This is a genomic window from Sinorhizobium sp. P24N7 (assembly GCF_042436655.1).
Taxonomy (GTDB): domain Bacteria; phylum Pseudomonadota; class Alphaproteobacteria; order Rhizobiales; family Rhizobiaceae; genus Sinorhizobium; species Sinorhizobium meliloti_A.
The window spans coordinates 377,258-392,242 of the sequence record NZ_JBHMIW010000006.1; the positions used below are offsets into that span (position 1 = coordinate 377,258).

General features: G+C 63.5%; 10 protein-coding genes. 4 read left to right on the forward strand and 6 right to left on the reverse strand.

The annotated features are described in order from the left end of the window. Positions 1-8 precede the first annotated feature (8 nt). Both fdhD and ACFHWW_RS13235 read left to right on the forward strand, forming a co-directional pair. Positions 9-881: a formate dehydrogenase accessory sulfurtransferase FdhD gene (gene fdhD, locus ACFHWW_RS13230; RefSeq protein WP_100674606.1), complete on the forward strand. Its 873-nt coding sequence runs from the start codon at positions 9-11 to the stop codon at positions 879-881. Between the two features lie 17 nt (positions 882-898). Beyond that, positions 899-1,132 (forward strand): formate dehydrogenase subunit delta, encoded by a 234-nt coding sequence (locus tag ACFHWW_RS13235; protein ID WP_275597236.1) that lies wholly within the window; start codon positions 899-901, stop codon positions 1,130-1,132. A 302-nt stretch (positions 1,133-1,434) separates the two neighbouring features. Here ACFHWW_RS13235 and ACFHWW_RS13240 read toward each other — a convergent pair whose 3' ends face one another. From ACFHWW_RS13240 to rocF, 3 genes are all read right to left on the reverse strand, one after another. Then, complete coding sequence (locus ACFHWW_RS13240; RefSeq protein WP_275597237.1) at positions 1,435-3,216, reverse strand: PAS domain-containing methyl-accepting chemotaxis protein; 1,782 nt, start codon at positions 3,214-3,216, stop codon at positions 1,435-1,437. 282 nt (positions 3,217-3,498) lie between these two features. Then, positions 3,499-3,978 (reverse strand): chemotaxis protein CheW, encoded by a 480-nt coding sequence (locus ACFHWW_RS13245; protein ID WP_003528560.1) that lies wholly within the window; start codon positions 3,976-3,978, stop codon positions 3,499-3,501. Between the two features lie 173 nt (positions 3,979-4,151). After that, positions 4,152-5,075, reverse strand: a complete 924-nt coding sequence (gene rocF, locus ACFHWW_RS13250; protein WP_100674604.1) for an arginase — start codon at positions 5,073-5,075, stop codon at positions 4,152-4,154. Between the two features lie 156 nt (positions 5,076-5,231). Here rocF and ACFHWW_RS13255 point away from each other — a divergent pair, with 156 nt between their 5' ends. After that, positions 5,232-5,666 (forward strand): Lrp/AsnC family transcriptional regulator, encoded by a 435-nt coding sequence (locus ACFHWW_RS13255; RefSeq protein ID WP_275597238.1) that lies wholly within the window; start codon positions 5,232-5,234, stop codon positions 5,664-5,666. A gap of 205 nt (positions 5,667-5,871) precedes the next feature. Further along, entirely contained in the window at positions 5,872-6,351 is a 480-nt protein-coding gene (locus tag ACFHWW_RS13260) for a VOC family protein (protein ID WP_275597239.1), read from the forward strand. Positions 6,352-6,545: 194 nt separating this feature from the next. On the opposite strand, the gene ACFHWW_RS13265 is transcribed toward ACFHWW_RS13260, so the two are convergent. The 3 genes from ACFHWW_RS13265 to ACFHWW_RS13275 form a co-directional block, all read right to left on the reverse strand. Next, positions 6,546-6,938 (reverse strand): hypothetical protein, encoded by a 393-nt coding sequence (locus tag ACFHWW_RS13265; RefSeq protein WP_275597240.1) that lies wholly within the window; start codon positions 6,936-6,938, stop codon positions 6,546-6,548. Positions 6,939-7,081: 143 nt separating this feature from the next. Beyond that, complete coding sequence (locus ACFHWW_RS13270) at positions 7,082-12,691, reverse strand: translocation/assembly module TamB domain-containing protein (protein WP_379938605.1); 5,610 nt, start codon at positions 12,689-12,691, stop codon at positions 7,082-7,084. Between the two features lie 122 nt (positions 12,692-12,813). Then, on the reverse strand, positions 12,814-14,727 hold the full coding sequence (locus ACFHWW_RS13275) for an autotransporter assembly complex family protein (protein WP_100674599.1): 1,914 nt from the start codon (positions 14,725-14,727) through the stop codon (positions 12,814-12,816). Positions 14,728-14,985 lie beyond the last annotated feature (258 nt).

Consider the following 14,985-nt stretch of genomic DNA (forward strand, 5'->3'; position numbering starts at 1 on the left):
GAGCGAGAATGGCGGGCAAGCGAGTTTCGTCCTCTCCATCCGGAACGACGGCGACGGTGCCGGAGGCTGCACGGCGCGGCGGCATCCTCGTCGCGCAGTCGCGCGTCGTGCCCGAGGAAACGCCGGTCGCCTTCACCTATGGCGGTTCGACGCATGCGGTGATGATGGCGACACCTGCCGATCTCGAGGATTTCGCCACCGGCTTCAGCCTGACCGAAGGGATCATCACCCGTCCAGAACAGATCGACGACATAGACATCGTCGTCGAGGACAAGGGCATCGATCTGCAGATCAGTCTCGAGGACGAACAGAACGATATTCTGCGCCTCAGACGTCGCCACATGGCCGGGCCGGTCGGTTGCGGTCTCTGCGGTATAGAGTCGATCGAGGAGGCCGTTCGCCCGACGCCCGACGTCTCCGCCTCGCTGCTTCGCCTTTCCGATCAGGACGTGGTGGACGCAGTTGCGCTTCTCAATGGACAACAGCCGCTGCATTTCGAGACACGGGCGGTGCACGGTGCCGCTTTCTACGTGCCCGGACGCGGACTGATCGCGGTCCGCGAGGATGTCGGGCGTCACAACGCGCTGGACAAGCTGACCGGAGCGGCCGCGCGCGCCGGGTTCAGGGGCGCTCAGGGCGCGGTTGTCGTCACGTCCCGCGTATCGGTCGAGATGGTGCAGAAAACCGCGATCGTCGGGAGCCCTGTGATCATTGCCATTTCTGCGCCGACGGCGCTCGCCATCCGCACGGCGGAAGGGGCGGGCATGACCCTCATCGCACTTGTTCGCGGCGACGAGTTTGAAATCTTCACCCATGCGGAGCGCATCATCCGGAATGACGAGGAGCCTGCGTCCTTGTCCGCCCGCGTGCCGCTATTCTGAATGCGGAGCAATCGTCCATGTCTGAAAACCGCCCCAACGCCAAGCTCGTCTATATGGCGAACCAGATTGCCACCTTCTTCCTGACCCAGCCGGCGGAGGGGGCGGCCGAGGGCGTGGCCACGCATATCAACAAATATTGGGAGCCGCGCATGCGCCGCAAGCTCTTCGAGCATATCGCGCATGGCGGTGAAGGGTTGAACCCGCTGGTGCTCGAGGCGGCTGAGAAGATCCGCCGTCCGGAGGCGGTTTAAGGCCTGTTGGTCTGGCTGGATTCCTGTGACAAGCACAGGAATGAGGAAATCAAACAAGCGGCGGCGGGTGGCCCGAATCTCAACACGCCCTTAGAGCGCTTCCAGGAAGTTTGTCCTTCGATCCTCGTTCCTGTGCCTTCACAGGAATCGAGCCAGCCCAAGTCCCTGGGCTGGAAAAGACCCTTTCCGCCCCGCAGGCGCGTCGCTGCGCTCATCCCGGTGACAGGTAGAGGAGGGAGAAGCTTATGCTCTTCCCCACCGGGCGCCGTTGCGTTCGAAGAAGAGTGCGGGTGGGAGTGCGGTCAGAAATTCTCCCAGTTGTCCGAGGCGGGAGCGAGCGCGAGATTGGACCTCGTGCCGCTACGCAGCGCCTTTGCAGTTGCGTGCAGCCGCGTGGGCGAATGGGGCGCTTCCATCCTGTTGTCGCTTGCGGGTGAAGCGTCCCGTCCGATGCGGAACTGACGCAGCAGGGCGTGCAACGCGTCCGCCTCCTGCGACATCCGATGGCTCGCCGCCGTGCTTTCCTCCACCATGGCGGCGTTCTGCTGCGTAGTCTGATCCATCGCATTGACCGCCAGGTTGATTTCCTTGAGCCCGGTCGACTGTTCGCGGGCGGCTTCCACGATCGCCGAGACGTTGTGATTTATCTCCTGCACCTGCGCCAGGATGGTTTCCAGGGCGGTGCCGGTCTGGCCGACCAGCGATACGCCGTTCCTCACATGCTCGCCTGAAGCGGTGATCAGGGATTTGATGTCCTTTGCCGCGCTGGCCGATCGTTGCGCCAGTTCGCGGACCTCCTGGGCCACGACGGCGAAGCCCTTGCCGGCTTCTCCGGCACGCGCCGCCTCGACACCGGCATTGAGGGCCAGCAGGTTCGTCTGGAAGGCGATGTCGTCGATGACGCCGATGATGTTGCTGATTTCGCGCGAGGATTGCTCGATCTGGCCCATGGCGCCGATCGCGCTTTTGACGACAAGTCCGGAGCGCTCGGCGCCATCCTTCGTCTTTGCGACCAGATTGCCCGCTTCCTCGGCTCGGCGGCTGGAATCCGCGACGGTCGTGGTGATCTCGTCCAGCGCTGCGGCCGTTTCTTCGACGGAGGCCGCCTGCTGTTCTGTACGTTTCGACAGATCGTCGGCTGCAGACCGGATCTCGCGTGCGCCGCCGGCGATCGCGCTTGCATTTTCGCCGACCGTCTGCATGGCCCGACAGAGGCGGACAAGCGCTTCGTTGAAGTCCTTGCGCACCGTTTCCATGCTGGGAACGAAGGGCGTGTCGAGCGATTGAGCCAGATCGCCGTCGGCAAGCGCTCGCAAGCCGGCTCCGAGCGCATTGATCGCGGCCATACGTTCGGTCACGTCTGTCGCGAATTTGACCACCTTGTAAACCCGGCCGTTCGGATCGCGAATGGGGTTGTAGGCGGCCTGGATCCAGACCTCCTTGCCGGCCTTGCCATAGCGCACGAATTCGTTGGCGATGAATTCGCCCTGGGCCAGGCGCTTCCAGAAATCGGCATATTCGGCCGTGCCGGTATAACCGGGCTCGCAGAACATGCTGTGGTGTCGGCCCTGGATTTCGGAGAGCTGATAGCCGAGCGTGTTGCAGAAGTTCTCGTTGGCTGTGAGCACCTCTCCGGCGGGCGTGAACTCGATCATCGCCTGCGAGCGGGAAATGGCGTCGAGCTTGCCCGCATCTTCCGTGGCCCGCATCTTGACGGCGGTGATGTCGGTTGCGAACTTGACCACCTTGTAGGGCTTGCCGTTTCGGGAGACCGGGTTGTAACTCGCCTGGATCCAGATCTCCCGTCCGCCCTTGGCGAGGCGCCGGTAGCTGTTGCTGTCGAATTCGCCGCGGCCGAGGCGTGCCCAGAACTCACGATACTCCTCAGTCGCCACGAATTCCGGCGCGCAGAAGATGCGATGGTGCTGTCCCACGATTTCCTGCAGACTATAGCCGAGCGCCTTGCAGAAGTTCTCGTTGGCGTCGAGGACGTTGCCGGCGAGGTCGAATTGAATGATGGCCTGCGATTTGGACAAGGCTTCGATGATCTGCCGTGCGTCACGGCTTCTGGTAAAAGAAAACATGATCCCCTCTGAAATTTTCGCGAAGAAACGGCCGCGGAGCGGACGTTTGTGATCTGCTTCGCCGTCCTTCAGGAAAGGGCGGCTGGCGGTTGCTGGGGAGATTTCGAAATCACGAAGGGCTTCATGCCGCTGTGCGATCTAAATTAGTAAAGCGAGCTTAAAATCGCGTTAAAATAGAATTTTTGCTTACATACTCGTAAAAAGATGTAGTCCTTTGCCACGCAGAGCGACTCACTGTTTCAAGGAAATAGTGAATCGCTCCCGATATGCAGATGCGCAGGCTCAGGCCGCCAGTTCTTCGGTTTCCCGCTCCTTGAACATGCGGGCGAGATTGAGGAAGCAGATCATGCCCGATTCATTGGCGATGATGCCTTCCGCAAAGCTCTTGTCGAAGGATGCAGTGACTTCAGGCACAGGCTGTACCTGACTGCCCTGCACGGTCAGAATGTCGGAAACGCGATCGACGACGAGACCGATGACCATGTTGTGGACCTCGGCGACGACGATCGCGCTGCGTTCGTTGGTGACGGTCGATTTCATGCCGAGCTTATGGGCGAGATCGATGATCGGGATCACCGTCCCGCGCAGGTTCATCACGCCGATCACTTCCGGCGGGGCATGCGGGATGGGCGTCGAGGGGGCCCAGCCGCGTATCTCGCGGATCGTCGTCGTCTTGACGCAAAATTCCTGATCGTGGAGGCGAAACGCTATGATTTCGAGCGTCTCGCCGTCGAATCCGGCTGCTCTCTGCGTGCTTGTCATCGAAGGTCCTTCCAGCTTTCCGGTCGTGGTGGTCCGCCGATGACATCCGGCGAGGCGCAAGCCGCTTCATGCGCGGAAAATCCGCCTTGCGCTCTGTATGCCTATATTAGGCGCGGATTCGTTAAGCCTTTACTGAACGTTCCCCCCTCGCAGGAGAGCAGGCGGGCGTGGCTTCAGGCCGCGCGCGTCGGGCGGTCGAGGATACGGCGTCCGAAGAGGCTTGCCGTCAGTTCGACCAGAATGCGTGCGCTCTTGCCCCGGTCGTCGAGGAACGGGTTGAGCTCGACCACATCGAGGGAAGAGACGAGGCCGCTGTCGCACAGCACTTCCATGATGAGGTGAGCCTCGCGGAAGGTCGCGCCGCCCGGGACCGTCGTCCCCACGCCGGGGGCCAGTTCCGGATCCATGAAATCGACGTCGAGGCTCACATGCAGCAGGCCGTTAGCGGCGCGAACCTCATCGACGATCTGGCGGATGATATGGGCCATGCCCATCTCGTCGATGGTCCGCATATCGAAGACATTGACGCCGTGCTCGGCAATTTCCTCGCGCTCACGCGCGTCGACCGAGCGGATTCCGACCTGATAGACCTTCTTCGGGTCGACCAGCGGCCGGTCCTTCGGGAGGATCGGAGCGAACTCCGCTTCGCCGCAGAAGAAGGCGACGGGCATGCCGTGCATGTTGCCGGAGGGCGAGGTCGCCGGCGAGTTGAAGTCGGCATGCGCGTCCAGCCATAGGACGAAGAGGGGCCGGCCGACGTCCTGGGCGTGACGCGCCATGCCGGAGACGCTGCCCATCGAGAGCGCGTGATCGCCGCCGAGAATGATGGGGAAATGACCCTTGCGCGCGGTTTCATGCACGGCTTCGTCGAGCGCGCGCGCGAAAGCTGCGACGGATTGCAGATTGTTGGCGCCGGGATGGTTGGCGAGATCGCGTGCCGGCAACGGCCTCAGATCCCCCTCGTCATTGACCGTATGGCCGAGTTCGGCGAGAACCGTGTCTATTCCGGCGATTCTGAGCGCCGTCGGCCCCATGGCCGCGCCGCGGCGGCCCGAGCCTTCCTCGATGGGTGCGCCGATCAATGTGATGGTTTTCATGTCCGCCTCGTCCCTTGGCCCGGTTGCCGGGAAGCTCGGTTCCCGTGAAGTCCGGCGGATTATCGTCAAAAAGCGTGGCGGCAAAAAGATGGAAAACTGTCGATTGGGAAGATAAGATGCGCAAAGTGTAAAGTCCCCTTTGACGAAGTGATAAGAATGGATGATCTCGATCAGGCGCTCATCGGCGCTCTCCGGCAAAATTCCCGCATGCCCGTCTCCGCGCTTTCGGCGATGACCGGCGTCTCGCGTGCCACGGTTGCTGCGCGCATCGACCGGCTCGTCGCGAATGGGACCATTGCCGCTTTCACCATCCGCACGGGCGCGGAAATCCCCGCCTCCGGCGTCAGGGCCGTGGTGATGATCGAGGTTCACGGAAAGATGGCGGACCGCGTCGCCGACCAATTGCGCGGGCTGCCGCAGGTGCGGGCGCTGCACAGCACCAATGGAAGATGGGATTTCATTGCCGAACTCGAGGACCGGGATCTCGCGAGCTTCGACGAGACCTTGCGGCGCATCCGTTTGATCGATGGCATCAACGTGACCGAAACGAACATTCTGCTGAAGACCAGCAAGTTGACCGGGTCTTCGTGAGGCGATCGCCGCGACGCGAATTGGCGACGCACGGCTGCTTTTGTTCTTGATTTGTTCTCATCTTCGGATAAGATGTTCCTCTCAGCAAACAAGAGAGGCATGAGCACGGGCGCGGTCTCCGCGGCATGCGGTCTCATTTTGAACGATGGCGTATTTGATCGCGGGTTCCACCCGCTCGACATCATTGCGATCCAGGGAGATTGCCATGGCTAGTTATTCCGGCGGCCCGTCGGTACGGCAGATCTGCATAAAGCTCTTCGTCCGGCATGGTGACGAGGAGCGGGCGATTGCGTTCTACCGCGATGTCTTCGGCGCCGAGCTGCTGCAGCGGCACGAGTGGAGCGGCATTCTGACGAGTGCCGACCTCTGCATCGGCGACTCGGTCTTCCGGGTGGCCGGCGCCAATCCACGCCGGGACGCCGAACCGAGGCTCGGCGGCCCGCGATCGCCGCACGCGCTCGGAACAACGGCGGCGATCCTGGAACTGCACGTCGACGACGTGGACCGCGTGCTCGAAAGGGCGATGGGCTCCGGCGCCAGTCTGCGCAATGTCGCCGAAACGCTGCCGACCGGCGACCGGGTCGGCGCCCTCATCGATCCGTTCGGTCATATCTGGGCGCTGTTCACGGCAACGGACGAGAGCGAGGTACTGGATGCGTTCGGGGTCGATCGCAACGCGGCGTGAAGGGGCGCTCCTTCACGCCTTCACGCCTGACCCGAGCTCCCCTGTTCGCTTCAGAAAAATTCGTCCAGCAGCCGGTAAAGGGCGAATCGGATCATTTCACTGAAACAGCGAGATGATCCAGCCCTTGAGATTACGCACCTCCGGACGGAAGTGCTCTGACCCTTTGACCCAACGCACTTCCGGACGGAAAACCGTTATACACTTTTCCTGGAAGTGCTCTGGAAGCGGGTGAATCCCGCAAGTGGTTTCATGATGTGTCCGCGGCCGTCGCCGAAGAATTGGGATAGGCCGGCTGCGACCTCGTCGCTCGGATTGCCGTAAACCTCGAACTTCTCGACGCTGCAATGCTCCGATACCGCTCGGATGTGAGGGTCCGATATTTCCCAATGGCGCAGAACGTCTTCGCTATTCCGGTAGAGCTGAAAGCTGACCGCACGCATTTCCTGCTCGTCGATGAATGTCTGGACCATGAGTTGAGGTCCGTTTCGCTCGACGAACTCGATCGCTTGCTTCACCGCTTCGCGAAAGGGTTCCAGGCTGCCTTCCGTGATCTTCATCACGTTCCGGAAGAGTATCTGCTCAGTCATGTCGTACCTCCGTGTCCGTTACACGGAGTGATTTCTGCAACCTCAACCGTGCTTGAGGTCAAGACTCCGGTTCGAAAAATAATGGGACGACCCAGAAGATGGACCCGTCCGCCGGATCGGCCGGCGGGCGGCATCGTCAGGCCTCAATATTCCCTTTCGAAGAAGATGCCTCCGGCGGCCGAGCCGTCGCCGGCCGCTTCTCCCTTCAGCTTCACGCCGCGGCCGATGTCGAGGTTGATGACCGCCTTGCTGGAAGCGGAGTCCGAGCCTTGTTGCAATTCGAGATAGGTGCGGTCGTTGAGATATTTGCCGGCGCGGACCTGGGCGCCGCCGCTCTCGTCGGTCGTGATGTCGAGATCGTCGACGCCGAGCTTGTTGCGCAGGCCGTCGAGCAGCGACGTCGATCCGCCGCCGGCAAGCTGGCCCACGGCCGAGGCGAGCTGCGCGATCTGGAAGGCGGAGAGATTGTTCAGCGACCGGTTGAAGATGAGCTGCGCCAGGATCTCGTCCTGCGGCAGGGCGGGCGACGAGGAGAAGGTCACCGTCGGGTTGTTGGCCGGGCCTGCAACGTTGACCGTGATCGTCGTCGATCCGGCGCTCGAGGTCGCGTCGAGATCGAGCGTCGGGATGAGGTCGCCGCCGAAGCCGATGTGACCGTCGGTGAAGGTCAGGCGCTTGCCGAGAATCTCCAGGCGCCCGCGACGCATGTCGAATCCACCGGAAACGATCGGCTGGACGGCGGTGCCGCGGATGGTCAGATCGCCGCCGAGTTCGGCATCGATGCCGCGACCGCGTACGAAGAACTGGCCCGGGGAACTGACGGCGAGATCGAAGGCGATCGCGCCGCTTGCCTCGGTGCCGGCGGACGTATCCCGGCGCAGATCTTTCGTCATCCGCTGTACGCGTGCCGGGGCGTTGCGGTGCTTGATGTCGATCTGCGAGAGCGAGGCCGGCAGCTTCTCCGGTATGGTGATCGCGGCCCTGCGGATCGTCAGCCTTCCGCCAAGTACGGGCGTCGAGACGAGCGGCCCGTTGAGCGTCAGGTCGCCTGCAAGGTTGGCGGTGAACAGCGTGCCGTCGACATAGGTCGCATCGTTGAGCCGGATTCTGAGATCCGCCGGGAAACCTGAACCGGGAACGATGCCCACGGTGCCGCTCGCCTCGATCGATCCGCCGCTGGCCAGATTGGCCGAGAGCCGAGAGATGGTCGCCTGCCTGCCGTCCAGTGCGACATTGGCGGTGAGGTCGTTGAGGGCGAGATTGCGGCGAACGTCCACGAGCCGGGCGCCGGCGGTCGAGACCGTGCCGGCAATCTGCGGCGCCTTGGCCGGGCCGGAGAGCGAAAGGTCGACCTTGGCCGATCCGGTCAGGGTGAAACCCTGTTGCGCCATGATATTGGCGAGCAGCGCGAAAGGTACGTCGCCGGCGAATTTCATCGAGATCGGCATGTTGCCGCCAAGCTCGACATTGCCGCCGCCCCGGAAGGAAAGGTCTCCAGGCCCGGAGACCGTGGCATCGACGGTTACCCGGTTGTCGGCGAAGCGCCCGTTTGCAGCAATCGCCAGCGACGATACGCCGGCGCCGCGCGCCGCTGCGACCGAGGCGTTGCTCCATCTGAGGTCGTAGACGACGACCGGAGCCGCCGCAGTTCCGTCCACGTCCACCGTCCCGGCGATCGTGCCTTCCGCCCCGAGCGTCGGGGCGAAGGTGTTGATCAGTGCGGCAGGCAGCGCGTTGAGTCTTGCTGAAATATCGAGCGTCGGTCCCGCAGAGCCGGCAACCGTGATCGTTCCCCTCAAAGCCTCGATGGTCAGGGCATCGAGGAGCACCGTGCCGTTCTCGATCGCGACGACGGTCGGGCGTGCAAGCTTCAGCGGTATCCGCTTGGGCGTTGCCGCGAAAGAGGCGAGACGGACTTCGGTGCGGCCGCCGCTTGCGACCATGTCGCCTTTGGCCGAAAGAGGGCCGCCGTCATATCTGCCGTCGACGGTAAAGCCGGTTCTGCCGCCCTGCTGATCGAAGGTGAGATTGAAGCCGGTGACACGGTTTTGACCCTGAGCGACGTTTTCCGCCTTGACGCTTCCCCGGATCGCGAGTGCCGCCACATCGGCGACGCTGATATCGGCGACCGGCTTTGTGATCGTCAGATCGCCACGCTTGATTCCGCTGCCGTTCGCTTTCAGCGTAAGGGAGGTCACACCGCCCACCGTTCTGATCGCTGCCGAGCCGGAGAGGTCTCCCGAGACCTTCTCGCCGGCCATGGCGGCAAGAAGGCCGAGATCGGGCAGATTGAAGTCGATCGTGCCCTCGGGCTTGAAGTCTGCCGTCAGATCGATCGCACCCGTCAATCTGTTGTCGCCGACCTTCGCCTCCAGGGTCGGGATCGAAGTGCGGCCGTCCTTCGAGACCACCTCGGCCTTCACGTCGATCGCCTGGCCGTCCAAAGCTCCCGTCGCCGTCAGCTTCGCCTGCGGACTGCCGGCTTTCGCCGTCGCATCGGCTGTGATCACGAAATCCGAAAGCGTGCGTCCCGCGAGGACCGCGCCGCTGGAGGTCACTTCCGCCTTGACGCCGAGCGCGTCGAGCGGCCCGGACAGGTCGGCGGTGAAGGCGGCCTTGCCTTCTGCCTCGGCGAGCAGCTTGCCGAGATCCGGTAATGCGCCCTCTATCTTGGCGGTCAACGCGCCCTCGGCAAGGGCGGCCGAACCGGTGGCGTTGACCGTCCCGGATTTGACTTCGAGTGCGCTCAGTTCGACGGCGCCGCCGGCCCCTGTCTCGACCTTGCCGGAGACGGTGATCGGCGCATCGAATTTTGCGCCGATGCCGGGCGGCAGCGCGGCGGGTTCGGCAACGAACTGGAAATTCGCCTCGGCCGTGTTGCCGGCGCGGTTGAGGCTAGCCGTCACATCGCCGCGAAAGCCGGCGCGTTCGATGACCAAGGGGTCGAGGCGGATGGTGTCGTCAGCGACGGTCACGGTTCCCTTCGCCGACAGGTCTTCCGCCGTTATGCCGGCCGACCGCACGGAGGCTATCGAGGCGCCGCTCCAGGTGAGATCGTAGCGGACGACCGGTGCCGCGCCATTCCCGGCAATGTCCACCTTGCCCGCAATCGTGCCCTCGGCCCCGAGCGTCGGCGCGACGGTGTGGATCAAGGTGGCTGGCAGCTCGCTGATATCCGCCGAAATATCAAGCGTCTCGCCTGCCGTACCGGTGACAGCGACCGTACCCGTCGATGCCTGGATCGTCAGCCCATCGATATGCACGACGCCGTTCTCGATGGCGATGACGGTCGGCCGGGCAAGCTGCAAGGGAATGCGCTTGGCTGTCGCCGAGGCCGATGCAAGGCTTATCTCGGTCCGGCCGTCACGGCTCGCCAGATCGCCGGTCGCTGCGAGCGGAGAGCCCTCATATTCGGCACCGACCGAGAAGCCGGTTCTTTCCGCCTGTTGCTCGAAGGCGATATCGATGTCCGTCAGGCGGTTTTCGCCTTGGACGACGCTTTCGGCCCTGACACTGCCCTTGATCGCCAGGCTGGCAAGATCGGCGACGTCGACGTCGACCACGGGCTTGGCAATGGTCAATGCGTCCCGCCTGATGCTTTCGCCGCGGGCCGTCAGCGCGAGCGACGTGACGCCGTCGGCGGTCCGGATTGTCGCGGAGCCGGCAAGGTCGCCCGATGCCTGCTGCCCGGCCATGGCGGCAAGGAGGCCGAGATCGGGCAGGTTGAAGTCGATCGTCCCGTTCGGCTTGAAGTCGGCTGTAAGCTCCATCGCACCGGTCAGCCGGTTTTCGCCGATCTTTGCCTCGAGGGCGGGGATCGAGGTGCGGCCATCCCGGGTGACGACGTCGGCGCGGACGTCGATCGCCTGGCCGTCGAGGGTACCGGTTGCCGTCAGCTTCGCTTCGGGGCTCCCCGGCGTCACGGTAGCGTCGGCATTGACGACGAGATCGTCCAGTGTGCGGCCAGCGAGCGTCGCTCCGCTTGAGGTTATCTCTGCTTCGATACCGAGCTTGTTCAGAGGGCCTGAGGCGACCGCGTGGAAGGCGGCCGAGCCCTTCGCATCGGCGAGCAGCCGTCCGAGATCGGGCAGCGTCCCCTGGATGTCCGCAGTCAATGTGCTTCCGGCAAGCGCAACGGAGCCGGAGGCGTCGACCGCACCGGACTTTATGTCGAGTTCGCTCAACCGGACGCTGCCGTCCTGTTCCACGACCGCATTGCCCGCAAGGGCGATGGTCCTGTCGAACTTGTCGGCGAGCCCCGGCGGCAGGACCTCTCTGACGGCAAAGGCCTTGAATGCCGCCTCGAGCGTCGTTTCGACGCGATCGAAGCTGCCGGTGACCGTGCCGCCGATGCTCGCGCTTTCGATCTCCAGCGGGTCGAAACGGATGTCTTCCGGAGCAACGGCGATGGTGCCGTCGAGCTTCAGGGGCGCCTGCACCGCCCGATCGAGATCGGCATTTGCAAAGCGGCTCTCGGCGATTTCTACGGTCGTCTTCAGAGGACCGGACCGGGTCGCCAGATTGAAGGCGTCGCTCTGTGCCGACAGCCGGATGCCGCCCAATCGTCCCTGCGGCAGATTCACGGACGGCACATTGGCGGCGATGTCGAGGATTGCCGACTGCCCGTCGCCGATCAGCGACAGGTTTGCGGTGTCGACGAGCGCCTGCAACTCGCCGTCTTTCAGCGGCCAGCGGAAATCGAATGGCCCGCTCGTACCGGCGAGCCTTGCCTGGAGGTTGTTCTCACCGCGGCTGTCGACCGTGCCGGAGACATCGAGCGTCATGGCGCCGGTCGAAATCTTGCCCGCATCGATCCGGACCTTGCTCGTGCCGTCGAAGGCGGCCCTCAGGTCGATCCTGCTCTCGCCTTCGAAGAGCGGCCTGAAGGCCGGCGGCGTCAGCGTGGCGAAAGCGCCGCCGCCGGATACGGTAAGCATGTGCATTCCGTCGGCCGCGAGCACGTGCTGCCCGTCGAGCCGAAGGATCTCGCTTCCGTCGAGCGTAACCGTACCCGAGCCCGCCCAATCGGAAAGCGGTCCCTGTCCGGTCACGGTCATGTTGACGGCAGGTTCTCCCGGCAGGCGGAGCAGCCTCGCCAGAAGGCCGCCCTTCGGCTCCGCAAGCTCGGCTTCAAGCTTCAGCTGGTTGCCGGCCGGGTTGAAGACGACATCGGCTGTCGCGCGCGCATCAGGGCGGTCCCGTTCGGCGGCATCGAGCTCGAGAGCGATGCTGGAATTCGTCGCGTAGAGCTTGCCCTTGGCCGTCAGGAAATGATCTTCGCCTGCGATCTGTTTGCCGAGCACGATTTCCTTGAGGTCGAAGGCATCGATCTTCACGTCCACCGGAAGGGCAAATGTCGAGCGCACTTCCTGGGTCTCGGTCGAGGGGACGGGCAACCGTTCGACGCGGACCGTGCCGGCCGAAATCCTGCTGGCGTCGAAGCGAAGCGAGAATAGTTCTGCGGGCGACCAGTCCACCGAAAGGTCGCGGACCTCCGCATAAATGCCTTCGCCATCGAAGAGCGTAATGGTGCCGGCCGTGAAGTCGCCGGTCAGAAGCGCGCCCGGGTCGGCGATGCGTACGATCTGGTCGGGGGTTGCCGCATATTTCTCGATCGCCCAGGCGACGACGCGGGCGCCGGGCACCGTGAAGCCCAGAAAGCCGACGAGCAGGAGGAGCACGACCACGAGCGTGCCGAGGGCGGCGAAGAAGTACCGCAGCGCAGATCGAAGGAAAAAGGTGACCTGATTCATGTCCTATCCATAGTCCATGTTGCGCCGCTCTGGAATCGGTAGAGTGCCGGCACATCGCCCGGCAGGCGGGACTTCGCTCATCTTACCACGGTGTCGCGCGCATGCAGCAAATAGTCCGGGCATTAGAAGGACTGGCCGATACCGGCATAGATTCCGTAAGTGGTGCCCCCCGGATATTTGTTGAGCGGCACGGCGAAGTCGAGCCGGATCGGGCCGAAGGGCGTCGCATAGCGCAGACCGATGCCCGCGCCGGCCCGGATGTCGGAGAAATTGGGCGCCGTGTTTTCCGAAACGGTGCCGGCGTCGATGAACGGCACGATGCCGATCGTATCGGTGACGGCGATGCGGGCTTCGAGGGAGCCGCTCACATAGGAGCGTCCGCCGGTCAGTTCGTCATCGGCGTCGCGGGGGCTGATCTCCTGATAGGAATAGCCGCGCACCGACCCGCCACCGCCGAGGAAAAACCGCCGGGTCGCGGGAATATCGGAGAGTTCGTCGCCACCGACGAGCACGCCGGCGCCGAGCTTGCCGGCCAGCACGAAGCGCTTTTCCGTTCCAAACGCGTAATAGCCGGACGCGGAAGCTTCGAAGGAGCTGAAAAAGGTCTTTCCTTCGATTTCGTAGCTCGGTTTGGCATTGATCAGCGCCCGGTAACCCTCCGTCGGGTTCAGCTTATCGTCGCGTGCGTCGCGGACATATTCGAACGGGAGGGCGGCGGTGATATAGGAATTCGAACCGAAAGCGTCGTCGACATCCGCCCAGCCCACTTCCGCGCCGACGGAGAACGTGTCTTCGGGCGAAAGCTCGAAAGCGGCGCCAGCCGCAGCGGTAACCGTTTTGGCACTATAGGCGTCCGGATCGACGATCGCGGCCTTGACGCTTGCGGTAAAGGTCGATGCCGGTCCGAAGGCGCCGGGTTTCGCAAAGAGAATGCCGGCCGAATAATCGAGCCCGGCGACATCGGTGGTCTCGCCGAGGCGGTCGACCGAGCCTTCGATCCGAAGCGATTCTGCGCGTCCGAAGAGATTGCGGTGTCCCCAATAGCCCTGAAGTCCAAGGCCGTCCGTGGTCGAGACCTGTCCGCCGAAACCGAAATAGCGGTGCTTGCCTTCGGACACCTGGATGTTCATCGGGATCGTGCCGTCGGGCGCGAGCCCGTCGGCTTCGTTGATGGTGACGCTGGAAAACACGTTCAACTGCCGCAGCCGCTCGGCGGCCTTGCGAATATTCTCCGGCGAATATGGGCGGCCGTGGTTCAGGCGGGAATAATCCTTGACGAAATCCGGGTCGACCGTTCTGGCGCCGCTGACGGTCAGGTCGCCGACGGGCGCGACCGGCCCGCCATCGGCGCGGATCGTTACATCGACCGTGGAAGTCGCGTGATCGGCAACGACGCTGCGCTCGGCGAGCTTGGCCAGCGGCCTGCTCTGTTCCTTGAGATCGTTCACGATCTGCTCGCCCGCCTTGATGATCAAGGTCGAGTCGGCGCGGGCGCCACGCTTGAGGTCGTAGGCGGCTGGGTCGAGCCGCGCGGCGTCTCCCTCGAGCCTGACCGAGCCCAGCGTGAATGCCGGCCCGGGAGCAACGCGAACCACGACCGGTACGGGCTGGCCGTCGGGGAAAGCCGGGTCCGGGGGGAGGCTGTCGATGTCCTGGCCGTTGACCAGAATGCTGACGGTGCCGCCGTAACGCGCCTTTTCGTAGAGGACGGCGAGGAGCCGATCGCGGTCGTCGCGCGCCTTGATCGCCAGGCCAAGATCGCCCGAGACCGGTTCTTCCTGATCCTGAACGAGCCGCGAGCCGTTTTCCAGCGCCTCCCGGAGCTCCTCGTCATCCGTTCCCGGCTCGAAAGTCAGCGTATAGCGAACCGGGTCTATGACCTGAACTTCTTCTTCCGCGCTTTCGAAAAACCGCATGCCGAAAATCTTGAACGCGTGGGCCTGCTCGACGGAAACCGGGCCGAGCACGGCCGATGCCACGATTGTGAGCGCGGTCGCTGTCTTCCAGTGCGCAATACTCGATCGTGGTGGAGACATTCCTCTCCGCATCCCGTTTCAGGCGACTCTGTACCAACTGCCTGCATACGCGGCGTCGGCCAAGCTAGCAGGACATAGTTTTCCATCTGTTAACGATGACCGCTCGCCGCATCCACCCCGAAGCGGCGATTCCAAGACGATTTTTTGGCAGAAAGGACTCCCCTGTGGTGCTTCAGGCACAACGGAATACTTTTAAGCGGTAAGCGGCTTCTGCCGCGAAGCAGGCCCGCACCGAGGTCAGCTTACGAAGCGACCGGT

Coding starts and splice junctions, on each gene's coding strand:
- ACFHWW_RS13260 (WP_275597239.1), top strand. CDS start 5,872: ATGGCTAGTTATTCCGGCGGCCCGTCGGTACGGCAGATCTGCATAAAG.
- ACFHWW_RS13245 (WP_003528560.1), bottom strand. CDS start 3,978: ATGACAAGCACGCAGAGAGCAGCCGGATTCGACGGCGAGACGCTCGAA.
- fdhD (WP_100674606.1), top strand. CDS start 9: ATGGCGGGCAAGCGAGTTTCGTCCTCTCCATCCGGAACGACGGCGACG.
- ACFHWW_RS13255 (WP_275597238.1), top strand. CDS start 5,232: ATGGATGATCTCGATCAGGCGCTCATCGGCGCTCTCCGGCAAAATTCC.
- ACFHWW_RS13235 (WP_275597236.1), top strand. CDS start 899: ATGTCTGAAAACCGCCCCAACGCCAAGCTCGTCTATATGGCGAACCAG.
- ACFHWW_RS13265 (WP_275597240.1), bottom strand. CDS start 6,938: ATGACTGAGCAGATACTCTTCCGGAACGTGATGAAGATCACGGAAGGC.
- ACFHWW_RS13240 (WP_275597237.1), bottom strand. CDS start 3,216: ATGTTTTCTTTTACCAGAAGCCGTGACGCACGGCAGATCATCGAAGCC.
- ACFHWW_RS13275 (WP_100674599.1), bottom strand. CDS start 14,727: ATGTCTCCACCACGATCGAGTATTGCGCACTGGAAGACAGCGACCGCG.
- rocF (WP_100674604.1), bottom strand. CDS start 5,075: ATGAAAACCATCACATTGATCGGCGCACCCATCGAGGAAGGCTCGGGC.
- ACFHWW_RS13270 (WP_379938605.1), bottom strand. CDS start 12,691: ATGAATCAGGTCACCTTTTTCCTTCGATCTGCGCTGCGGTACTTCTTC.